Source organism: Pseudonocardia sp. WMMC193 (genome assembly GCF_021728735.1).
Lineage (GTDB): Bacteria > Actinomycetota > Actinomycetes > Mycobacteriales > Pseudonocardiaceae > Pseudonocardia > Pseudonocardia oroxyli.
The window spans coordinates 6,517,236-6,528,159 of sequence record NZ_JAKKDO010000003.1 but is presented as its reverse complement, the minus strand read 5'-3'; the positions used below and the strand labels follow the sequence as shown (position 1 = coordinate 6,528,159).

General features: G+C 75.3%; 10 protein-coding genes. 9 read left to right on the top strand and 1 reads right to left on the bottom strand.

Translation table 11 applies throughout. The features are described 5' to 3' along the window. The first annotated feature begins 36 nt into the window (after positions 1 to 36). Positions 37 to 630 (top strand): TetR/AcrR family transcriptional regulator, encoded by a 594-nt coding sequence (locus L3X23_RS33355; RefSeq protein ID WP_237197538.1) that lies wholly within the window; start codon positions 37 to 39, stop codon positions 628 to 630. Here L3X23_RS33355 and L3X23_RS33350 read toward each other — a convergent pair. Beyond that, positions 620 to 1,360 carry an SDR family NAD(P)-dependent oxidoreductase gene (locus L3X23_RS33350; protein ID WP_237197536.1) on the bottom strand — a complete coding sequence of 247 codons (741 nt, stop codon included), beginning with the start codon at positions 1,358 to 1,360 and terminating at the stop codon, positions 620 to 622. The two genes, L3X23_RS33355 and L3X23_RS33350, sit on opposite strands and share 11 nt — an antisense overlap. A 150-nt stretch (positions 1,361 to 1,510) precedes the next feature. Here L3X23_RS33350 and L3X23_RS33345 point away from each other — a divergent pair, with 150 nt between their 5' ends. The 8 genes from L3X23_RS33345 to L3X23_RS33310 all read left to right on the top strand — a co-directional run bounded on the left by L3X23_RS33345 (position 1,511) and on the right by L3X23_RS33310 (position 10,915). Then, positions 1,511 to 1,966 (top strand): DUF1269 domain-containing protein, encoded by a 456-nt coding sequence (locus tag L3X23_RS33345; protein ID WP_237197534.1) that lies wholly within the window; start codon positions 1,511 to 1,513, stop codon positions 1,964 to 1,966. Positions 1,967 to 1,981: 15 nt separating this feature from the next. Next, positions 1,982 to 3,487: an FAD-dependent monooxygenase gene (locus L3X23_RS33340; protein ID WP_237197532.1), complete on the top strand. Its 1,506-nt coding sequence runs from the start codon at positions 1,982 to 1,984 to the stop codon at positions 3,485 to 3,487. A gap of 50 nt (positions 3,488 to 3,537) precedes the next feature. Continuing rightward, positions 3,538 to 6,336, top strand: a complete 2,799-nt coding sequence (locus tag L3X23_RS33335; RefSeq protein WP_237197530.1) for a BTAD domain-containing putative transcriptional regulator — start codon at positions 3,538 to 3,540, stop codon at positions 6,334 to 6,336. Beyond that, positions 6,333 to 7,964, top strand: coding sequence for an FUSC family protein (locus L3X23_RS33330; protein WP_237197528.1), 1,632 nt, complete (start codon positions 6,333 to 6,335; stop codon positions 7,962 to 7,964). The genes L3X23_RS33335 and L3X23_RS33330 overlap by 4 nt, the downstream gene beginning before the upstream one ends. Positions 7,965 to 8,044: 80 nt before the next feature. After that, positions 8,045 to 8,407, top strand: a complete 363-nt coding sequence (locus L3X23_RS33325) for a helix-turn-helix transcriptional regulator (RefSeq protein WP_237197526.1) — start codon at positions 8,045 to 8,047, stop codon at positions 8,405 to 8,407. Beyond that, the gene (locus L3X23_RS33320) at positions 8,404 to 9,108 is read left to right on the top strand and encodes a cation transporter (protein WP_237197524.1); all 705 of its coding nucleotides are present in this window, start codon (positions 8,404 to 8,406) and stop codon (positions 9,106 to 9,108) included. Before L3X23_RS33325 ends, L3X23_RS33320 begins: the two co-directional genes overlap by 4 nt. 104 nt (positions 9,109 to 9,212) lie before the next feature. Then, entirely contained in the window at positions 9,213 to 10,424 is a 1,212-nt protein-coding gene (locus L3X23_RS33315) for an acyl-CoA dehydrogenase family protein (protein ID WP_237197521.1), read from the top strand. Positions 10,425 to 10,615: 191 nt separating this feature from the next. Beyond that, entirely contained in the window at positions 10,616 to 10,915 is a 300-nt protein-coding gene (locus L3X23_RS33310) for an antibiotic biosynthesis monooxygenase (protein WP_237197519.1), read from the top strand. The last annotated feature ends 9 nt before the right edge of the window (positions 10,916 to 10,924 follow it).

Below are 10,924 nucleotides of genomic sequence, written 5' to 3'. Positions count from 1 at the left end.
GCCCGTCTCCGGGTCCCCGTCGTTAGGATCGTTCCCGTGGCCGGACGGACGCTGACCAGGAAGGGCACCGAGACCCGGCGGCGGATCGTCGAGGGTGCCGCCGCGGAGATCCGGGATCGGGGCGTGCTGCACACCACCCTGGACGGGGTCCTGGCCCGCACCCGCGCCAGCAAGAGCCAGCTCTTCCACTACTTCCCCGACGGGAAGGACGAGCTGCTCCTCGCCGTCGCCGCCCACGAGGCGGACCAGGTCCTCGACGACCAGCAGCCCCATCTCGACGACCTCTCGACGTGGGAGGCGTGGCAGGCCTGGCGAGACGGGCTCGTCGCCCGCTACGTCGCGCTCGGCCCGGACTGCCCGCTCTCCGCGGTCAACTCCGAGCTCGGGCGGAGCAGCCCCGGTGCGCAGGCGGTCTCGCGCAACCTGATGCACCGGTGGCAGAGCCGTCTCGCCGCCGGGATCCGGCGGATGCAGGCGTCCGGGGACATCGGCTCCGCCGTCGATCCCGACCGGGCCGCCGCGGCCCTGCTCGCCGGCGTCCAGGGCGGGGTGCTCCTGCTGCTGACCACGGGCAGCGCGGAGCACCTCGAAGCCGCCCTGGACGAAGGCCTCGACGGGCTCAGGCGCTGAGGTACACCCCGGTCCGGCCGCCGTCGACGTCGAGCACCGTGCCGTGCACGAACTCCGCGTCGTCCGAGGCCAGGTAGACGGCGGCCGCCGCGATCGCGTCCGGGTGCCCACCACGCCCGGCCGGGGTGCCGCGCATCAGCTCCTCCCCGGCGAACACCTCCAGCTCGACCGGCTTGATCACCCCTGGGGAGATCGCGTTCACCCGCACTCCACGGGCACCGAACTCGGCCGACCACGCCCGGGTCAGCGTCTCCAGCGCCCCCTTGGTCGCGCTGTAGAGCGCACCGCGCGGCACGCCGAGACGCGCGATCCACGACCCGAGGTTGATCACCACTCCCCCGCCTCGGGCGATCATGCCCGGCACCAGGGCGGCGGTCAGGAAGTACGGAGCCCGCAGATTGACCCCCACGATGCGGTCGAAGGTCTCCTCGTCGGTGGTGAGTGTGCCGTCCGGGGGATAGATGCCGGCGTTGTTCACCAGGATGTCCACCGGGCCGGCCGCCTCGGCCAGCGCCTGGGCACCGCCGTGCGCACCGTCGAGCTCCGCGCGGACGAAGTCGGCGTCGCCGCCCCGCTCGCGCAGCGCTCGCACGATCGCCGCGCCGCGATCGCGGTCGCGACCGGTGACGACGACGTGGGCTCCCTCCGCCGCGAACGCGGTCGCGATCGCCCGTCCGATGTTGCTGGTCGAGCCCGTGATGAGTGCGGTCCTGCCGCGCAGTCTGTCCACGCCCCGCGACGGTAGGCACCCATTTCTGGACCAGCAAGTCCACTTTGGCGGAGTGCCTTGCACGTCGGGTTGAAGACCGACTGAAGTGTCCGCGGGGATCCTCGGTTCCGGCAGGCGGACGAGCCGCAGGCCGGGAGCGAGACGACGGACATGACGACCCTGACCATCTGGTGCTACCGCGACGCCGACCGCGCCGAGACCGCGCTGCGCCGCCTGGAGCGGCTCCAGCACCGGTCGCGGATCACGATCGCCGACGCCGCGGTCGTCGCCTGGGAGCCCGGCTCCCGGCGGCCGCGGGCCTACCAGACCGGGACGGTCGGCGGCACGGCCGCGCTGTCCGGCGCGTTCTGGGGGTTGCTCTTCGCGCTCGCGTTCCTGCTGCCCGAGCCCGGCGCCAGCGCCGCGGGCGTCGGGTTGTCGGACGGGTTCCTCCGCCTGCTGCGGGCGCGGATCGGACCGGGCGGCTCCGCGCTGTTCGTCCTGACCGACCACGACGCTCCCGACGAGCTGCGCGCAGCCCTCGCCGGAACGGACGTCGAGCTGTTCGTCCACCGGCTCGACGACACCCAGGAGGCGGCCCTGCGGCACGCCTTCGCCGACCGCTGAACGAAGGAGATCGTCATGAACACGCAGGTCCTGGTCGTCGGGGCGGGCCCCGTGGGCCTCACCGCCGCCTGTCGGCTCGCCCGCCTCGGCGTCGGCGTGCACGTCGTGGAGAAGCTGGCCGAGCCCACCACCGAGTCCCGCGCCGTCGGGGTGCACGCCCGCAGCCTGGAGCTGCTCGCCTCGCTCGGGGTGCTCCCGCAGCTCGAGGCCCGCGGACGCCGGATCGGAGCCCTCCAGATGGTGGACGGCACCACCGGGCACGTCCGGGCTCGGATGGAACTGGCCGACGCCCCCACCCGGCACCCCTACGTCCTCGACGTCGCCCAGCCGGACACCGAGGCCGTGCTCGCCGCGCGGGCAGGCGAGCTCGGGGTGACCGTGGAGCGCGGGGTCGCCCTCACCGGACTGACCCAGGACGCCGACGGCGTCGAGGCGACCCTGTCCGACGGCCGCACCCTGCGCGTCGGCTGGGTCGTGGGTGCCGACGGCGGCCACAGCACCGTCCGCACGCTGGTCGGCGAGCAGCTGCACGGCGGCTTCCACGGGCAGCACTTCGCGATGGCGGACGTCGACATCGACACCGTGCTGGACCGCGACACCATCCACATGTTCACCCACCCCGACGGCATGGGGATGCTGTTCCCGCTGGCCGGGGACCGCGCGCGGCTCATGTTCCTGGTCGACCGCCCGGACCCCGCGGGCCTCACCCTCGCGCAGGTCCAGGCGCTCGCCGACACCCGCATGGGCGGGCGCGTCGAGGCCCGCGACCCCCGGTGGCTGACCTACTTCGAGGTGCACCACGCCCAGGTCGCGCAGTACCGGCACGGGCGGGTGTTCCTGGCGGGGGACGCCGCCCACATCCACAGCCCGGCCGGCGCCCAGGGGATGAACACGGGCATCCAGGACGCGGACAACCTCGCCTGGAAGCTCGCGCTCGTCGCCCGCGGCGAGGCCGACCAGGCCCTGCTCGACACCTACCACCGGGAACGGCACCCGATCGGCGCCGCCGTGCTGAAGCAGACGACCCGACTGACGAACGTCGGCACCGCGACCGGCCCGGAGGCACTCGTCCGGGATGCGCTGTCCTTCGTCCTCGGGCACTCGCACCGCCTCGGCTCGGCGGCGGCGACGACCATGGCCGAGCTCCGGATCGCCTACCCGCACAGCTCGCTGTCGGCCCAGCGTGGCGGGCTGTTGCGAGCCGGCGACCACGCTCCCGATCCCGCCGGTCTACACCGCACGGACGGCACACCCGTCGCCGTCGAGGACCTGCTCGCCGGCCCCGGCTTCCTGCTCCTGGTCCCGAGGACGGCCGACCGCGACGCGCTGCGGGCGGCGCTCGGCGACCTGGGCACCGTGGCGGACGACCTCGCCGGTGACCCGTTCGGGCTGGGCGAGGGCATGGCGCTGGTCCGACCCGACGGCTACCTCGGGCTCGTCGCCGGGACCGCCGATCCCGAGGTCCTGACCCGCTACCTGACCGACCAGGTCCATGCTGTGACTCCCGTCACAACACGCTGACGTGGCCCGCGGCCCCACCGAGCACCTCCGTGACCACGGGAGGGTGCTCGGTGACCGCGCGCGACGCCATCCGGTTCCGCGACCTGGGCCCGCTCGAGGTCGAGCGGGCCGGTTCGGTGCAGCCGATCTCCGGTGTCCGCCTCGAGGCGGCGCTCGCGCTCCTCCTCATCCACCTCGGCCACGCCGTCTCGCACGACGCGTTGGCCGAGGCGATCTGGGGCGCGGAGGGCGCGCACCGCTCCCGGACGACGCTGGACTCCCACATCCACCGCCTCCGCAGGCTGCTCGAGCCCGACCGGGACGCCCGCGGGGCCCCGACCGTCCTGGTCCGCGAGCCCGGCGGCTACCGGCTGTCGGTCCTGCCCGAGCACGTCGACTCCGCCCGGTTCGTCAGCCTCGCCGCCGACGCGGACGCGCTCCTGACCGGCGGGGACCCCGGCCGCGCCCTGGAGGTCGCCGACGCCGCCGGAGCCCTCTGGCGCGGCAGGCCCTACGGCGCGGCGGCCGACCTGCCGTGGGCGGGCGCCGCGGTCGCCCGGCTGGAGGAGATCCGGGGCCGCCTGCGCGAGACCGGGATCGGCGCGATGGTCGCGGTCGGCGCGCACGACCGGGCGCTCGCCGAGCTGGAGGTCGCGGTGGCGGAGGAGCCCCTGCGGGAGCCGCTGTGGGCTCACCGGGTCACCGCCTACCGGGCCGCCGGGCGGCGGGCGCAGGCACTCTCGACCTACACCCGGGCGCGCGAGGTCCTGCTCGACGAGCTGGGGCTGGAACCCGGGCCGCTGCTGCGCGCCGCCCACGCCGCGGTGCTCGCCGACGAGCCCGCCGACGTCCCCGTCGAGATCCCGGCTCCGCGGCGGGCCGAGCCCGCCCCGGATCTCCCCGCGGCCCGCGGCCGGTTCGTCGGGCGGGAGGACGACCTCGCCGCCCTGACCGAGATCCTGACGGCCCGCGCGCTGGTCACCCTCACCGGCGCGGCCGGATGCGGCAAGACGCGCCTGGCCGTGGAGGTCGCCCGGCGGATCGCCCCGACGCTCCCGGACGGCGCCCGCTTCGTCGACCTGACCTCCGCGACCGCCGACCGGGTCCCGGACACCGTCGCGTCCGCCCTCGAGCTCCCGCCGGGCGCCGACGACCCCGCCGGGGCCGTGCGCGGCTCCCTGTCCGCGCACCGGATGCTGCTCGTGCTCGACAACTGTGAGCACGTGCTCGACGCCGCGGCCGACCTCGTGGAACGGCTGGCCGGCACGGCGTCGACCGTGCTCTGCACCAGCCGCGAGCCGCTGGAGGTCGACGGCGAACACGTCGTCGGGCTGGAGCCGCTCAGCGGGCCCGCCGGTGCCGAGCTGCTCCGGGACCGGCTCGGGTCCGCCCGCGGCGAGAACGACCACCACAACCACGACGAGGACGCGGACGTCATCGCCGAGATCGTCGCCGCCGTCGACGGTCTCCCCCTCGCCCTCGAGCTCGCCGCGGGCCGAGCCCGCTCGTACACGCTCTCCGAGATCGCCGCGCAGGTCCGCGCCGACGCCAGCTCGCTGGGCCGGGTCGGACGCGGACGCGGCACGCCCCACCACCGCACCGTCCGGGACGCCGTCGACACCGGTTACCGCGACCTGCCGCCCGCCCTCGCGGCCCTGCACCGCGCGGCGAGCGCGATCCCGGGCCCCTTCACCGCCGCGCTCGCCGCGAGCATCACGGCCGACCCGGACGTGCCGGACGTGGTCGCAGGCCTCGTGCACCGCTCGCTGCTCACCGCCCTGGGCCCGGCCCGCTCCGGGGGCGCGTCACGCTTCGCGCAGCTCGCCACGGTCCGCGGCCACGCCGCCCACCAGGCCGCGCAGGCAGGCGAGGAGCCCGCGTCCGCCCGGGACGCCTGGGTCGAACGGCTCGTCCGGGCGCGGCCGCGCTTCGGCTCGGCCCGCAACGTCGGCTGGTACCGCGCCCTCGACGACGACCGCGCGGCGGTCCGGGCGACCCTGCACCACACCCTCGTCGACGCTCCCTCCGCGATCGGACCCGCTCTCGCCGCCCGGCTGGGCGTCCACTGGACCTTCGGCGGGATGGCCGTCGAGGGCGAGCGGTGGCTGCGCGGCACCGCCTCCGCCGCACCCGGGCTCGGGCGGCGGGCCGACCGAGCCGCCGTCCGGATCGACCTCGGCGGCCTGCTGCTGGTGCAGGGCCGGGCCGACGAGGGCGCCGCGCACCTGCGCGCGGGCCTCCGGGACGCGGCGGGGGCGACCGGTGCCGACGCCGACCTGCTGTGCGCGGCCTGCACGGTCGCCGCGGGCGCCGTCGCCCGGGCCGGCGACCTCGCCCTCCTCGCCGACCTCGCCGAGGCGACCCGGGAGATCGCGGCCGGCTCGGCGGCACTCGCGGTCTGCGTCCGGACCGTCGAACTCGTCCACGAGACCGCCGCCGCTCCGGCCCCGCAGCTCGTCCCGGCCTACCTCGCCCTGCACCGCGCGGCCCGCGCCGAGGACAACCTCTACACCGCCTGGCTCACCGCGGCCAACGCCGCCCGCATCCTGCTCTACGCGGGCCGGGCCACCGACTCCCTCCCGCTCGCCCGGGAGGCCCTCCGCGCGTCCGCCGAGGCGGGCCTGCGGCACAACGCCTACGCGCTCGAGGTCTACGCCACCGCCCTCGGCCGCGCCGGTGAACACCCCGCCGCCCTCCGGGTCTTCGGGGCCGTCGAGGAACAACACCGCGGCGCGAGCGCGGTGTGGCCCTGGGACCCGAACGTGGCCGCACTCATCACCGACATGCGGTCCGCCGTCGGCGCGGACCGGGCCGACCAGCTGCGCGCGGCCGGGGCCAAGGCCTCCCTCGCCCAGCTCGCCGACGCATGACCGGCGACCTCCGCTCCACCGAGGGCCGGACCGTCCCCTGGAGAGTGGTCGACCTCCTGCGGCCGCTGCCCGGTCGCTGGGGTGTCCTGCCCGGCCTGCGGGCCGCCGCGGCGGCGGCCATCGTGCTCGGTGGCGCGGTCGCGGTCGCCGACCTCGCGGTCGGCGGGATCGCCTACCTCGGGGTCGCGTGCGCCGTCGCCTTCGTCGGGACCGGCGGCCCGCGGTCGCGGGTCGCGCGGGTGGCGGGTCAGGCCGCCGGCGCCGCCGTCGGCATGACCGTGGGTGCCCTGATCCCGGCGGCCCCGTGGTGGGTGGTGGCGACGGCCGCCGCCGTGGGGGTCGTCGCCGGTGCCCTCGGCCGGATCGGCCCCGCCTCGACCGGGGCGGCGGTCATGGCCGTCATCGGCGTGGCCTACACCCAGTTCGGCAGGCTCGCGATGCCCTGGTGGGAGCCCGTGCTCGCCTACCTCGTCGGCAGCGCGGTCGTCCTCCTGCTCGCCCTCGCCGAGTCGGCGACCGTCGGCCGCCACGACACCGACCGGGCCGTCGCCGCCGTGTGGGCGGCCGCCGCGGACCTCGTCCTCGCGCCGGAGGACGACTCCGCCCGCCACCGCCTCGCCGCGAGATGGACGACCGCGCACGAGGCGGTCATGGGCTACCGCAGACGCCCGGTCGCCACCGTCGGCTGGGCGGGCGCGCGGGAGGCGGCCGCCGAGGCGGCCCGGATCGCCGCCGGGCCCTCGATCGACCTCGCGACGCGCGCCGCGCTCGCCCGGCGGTGGCGGGCGGCGGATCCCGGGGTTCCGGTGGAGACGGGTCCCGGCAGGCCGCGGTCGGTGCTGCGGCCCGCGCTCGAACCCGCGGCGCTGTGGACGGGGGCTCGCCTCGGCCTCTGTGTGGGCGTCGCGACGGCCGTCGCGATCCTGCTCCGCACCCCCGCCCACGCCTTCTGGATCCCGCTGACCGTCGCCGTCGTCGTGCGCCCGGAGTACGGGTCGGTGCTGGTGCGGTCGGCCCACCGGCTCCTCGGGACGGTACTCGGCGTCGCCGTCGTCGCCGGTCTGCTCGCGGTCACGACCTCGACCGTCTGGATCACCGTCGTGGCCGCGGCGTCCCTCGGGCTGGCCGCGTTCGGCGCCACCCGCCTCTACGCCCTGGCGGTCGTCGGCATCACGGGCTCGGCGCTGTTCAGCGTCGCCGTGAGCACACCGGCCGGGTTCGACCCGTGGGCCCGGCTGACCGACACCGTCCTCGGCTGCGGAATCGCCCTCCTCGTGGGCGTGCTGCTCTGGCCCCGCCGCGGACTCCACGACCAGTCCGAGGAGTTCGCGCGGGCGGCCGCCACGTTGGCCGACTACGCCGAACGTCCCGGTCCGACCACCGCGGACGAGGCCTACCGGCGCGCCCACCGCTGGCGCGACCAGCTCGAACGAGACGCCACCGAACCGGACCCGGCCCACGCCGCCGCCGACTGGCTGCCCGTCGCACACCGGCTCGAACACGTCCTCGACCTGGTCGCCACCACCCCCCGACCGGACGCGGCGGACGGGCTCCGCGCCCGACCCCGCACCGCGGCCGAGGCGGGCGCGCTGCTCGACGCGGCCGCGGAGCTACTGCGCCCGCCGTGAGGCGGCGTCGGCCCTGGTCGGGGTGAACGGCTGTCGGCCACCTCGTCGACGACGTCAGGACTGGCTTTATAGTTCAGCGAATGCTGACCAGTGCGACCCGTGACGCCGCGCTCGCCCGCGTCGGCAAGGCCCTCGCCGACCCCACCCGCTGCCGCATCCTCGTCGCGCTCCTCGACGGGGCCGAGTTCCCGGGGCAGCTCGCCGAACAGCTCGGACTGACCCGCCCGAACGTGTCCAACCACCTGGCCTGCCTGCGCGGCTGCGGGCTGGTCACCGCCACCTACCACGGCCGACAGGTCCGCTACGCGATCGCCGACCCCCACCTCGGCCGCGCGCTCACCGAGCTGCTCGCCGTCGTCCTGGCCGTCGACGCCGGTCCCGCCTGCCTCGACGAGGGCGATTGCGGCGCGACCGCCCCGCGCACCTCCCGGAGCACCGCATGAGCGACGACACACGCCCCGACCGCGCCACGGCGACCTGCGCCGAGCCCTGCTGCCCCACGTCCGACGCCACACCGGCCGCAGACGGGGCCCCGACCACCCGGCCGACCCCCGAACGGCGCACCACCCTCCACCGGCGGATCCGCCTGCTGGTCGCCGCGACGATCACCTACAACGTCGTCGAAGCCGTCGTCGCGATCAGCGCCGGCCACATCGCCTCGTCCGCCGCTCTGATTGGATTCGGCCTCGACTCGGTCATCGAGGTCGCCTCGGCGACCGCCGTCGCGTGGCAGTTCTCCGGCGCCGATCCGCAGCGGCGCGAACGCACCGCGCTGCGCGTCATCGCGGTGTCCTTCTTCGCACTCGCCGCCTACGTCGCCGTCGAGTCGATCCGCAGCCTGTTCGGCGCCGTCGAGGCCGACCACTCCACCGTCGGCATCGTCCTCGCCGCGCTCTCCCTGCTGATCATGCCGTTCCTCTCCGCCGCGCAACGTCGAACGGGGCGCGAGCTCGGATCGACCAGCGCCGTCGCCGACTCGAAGCAGACCCTGCTCTGCACCTACCTCTCCGCCGTCCTGCTCGCCGGGCTCCTCGTCCACAGCCTGTTCGGCTGGTCCTGGGCCGACCCCGTCGCCGCACTCGTCATCGCCGCCGTCGCCCTCCGCGAAGGACGCGAGGCCTGGAGAGGCCGCCACTGCTGCTGAGCCCGTTTCGCCAACCGGACCGGGGCGGTCGTGAAGCGGATGGTCCGTTCCCGGAATCGGCCTAGCGTCCTGCCTCACAGTCAGCGTCGAGCGGAGGTACTTCAATGACCGAGATCCTGGACAGGACCCGGGCGGACCGGACCGGCGCCGGCATCGGACCGGACGCCGAGATCATCGCCCGCGCCACCGCGCTGGTGCCCGTGATCCGTGAGCACGCGGCGCGGTCGTCCGAGGAGCGGCGGGTCGTCCCGGAGGTCGTCGACGCCTTGGAGCAGGCCGGGCTGTTCAGGCTCCTGGTCCCGGCTCGGCTGGGCGGCCTCGAGGCGAACCTGCGCACCACGATGGAGTGCATCGCCGAGGTCGGGCGCGGTGACGGTTCGACCGCGTGGGCGGTCGCGCTGCTCAACGTCTGCACCTGGTTCTCCACCACCTTCAGCGACGAGGCGCAGGAGGACGTGTTCGGCACGCCGGACGCGAAGGCGTGCGGCATCTTCTCCCCGCCGTTGACGTCCGAGCGTGTCGAGGGTGGCTACCTGGTCAGCGGCCGTTGGGCCTACTCCTCGGGCTCGTTCGCGGCCACGTGGGCGACGCTGGGCATCGGTCTGGAGGGCGAGGGTGACCCCCGGGCGCTCGCCCTGATCCCGGCCGAGGCCTGGACGATCGAGCCCACCTGGTTCGTCGCCGGGATGAAGGGGTCGGGCAGCGACACGATCGTGGTGAACGACCACTTCGTGCCCGACCACCGCATCCAGCGCTTCACCGACATGGTCGAGGGTCGCTTCCGCACGTCGCACAAGGGCGACGAGCAGAACGCGAACATGGCCTTCATCCCGGTCGCCGCGCTGATCCTCGTCGGCGCCCAGGTGGGGCTGGCTCGCCATGCCCGGGAGCGGACGCTCGCCGGCGTGCCGTCGAAGAACGTCGCCTACACCTGCTACACCAACGCCAAGAACAGCCCCACGCACCAGATCCAGACCGCCGAGGCGGTCTCCCGCTTCGACCAGGCCGAGCTGCTGATGCAGCGCGCCTGCGCGGACGTCGACGGCGCCGCTGCCGCCGGTGTCCAGCTCGACAAGCTCACCCGGGCCCGCGTCCGCAACGACACCGGCATGATCGGCGAGCTGGTCAAGGACGGCATCGACAAGCTGATGAGCGTGAACGGTGCCTCGTCGTTCGCCGACGCGAACGTGCTGAGCCGCGTCTGGCGCGACTCGGAGATCGCGGGCCGCCACGCGCTGGTGATGCCGGAGCTCGGCAAGGAGGCCTACGGGCGCATGCTCCTGGGCACCGACGAGCCGCTCACCCTGGACGTCTGACCCCGGGTCGGTCCCGGTCGCCGTGGCTGCCGGGGACGGATTCATCCGCCGGCGGCCCCGCGGATCGAGTCGGACGTCACCGGGCCGACAGATCGTCGCGGCGGCCGACTCGTACACCCCCCACGTGATCCGGCTCACGCCCTCGAGGGGCGGTTCCTAGCGTGGCACCCACCCTGACGGAAGGAAACGACATGGTCGTCGAGCATGCCTACATCACCGTCGCCACAGGCCGCGAGGCCGACTTCGAGGCGGCGTTCGTCAAGGCGCAGCCGATCCTGACCGGCGCGCAGGGCTGTCGGGACGCGGCGCTGTTCCCGGACGTCGAACACTCGGGGGCCTACCTGCTCCGGGTCACGTGGGAGCGTCTCGAGGACCACCTGGAGGTGTTCCCGGGCAGCGACGCGGGCCGGGAGTTCGGCGCGCACGTCGCGCACTTCTTCGACGGAGCGCCCGAGGTCCGGCATTTCGCCGCCGACGCGGTCGGCGCCTAGGAGGGCGAC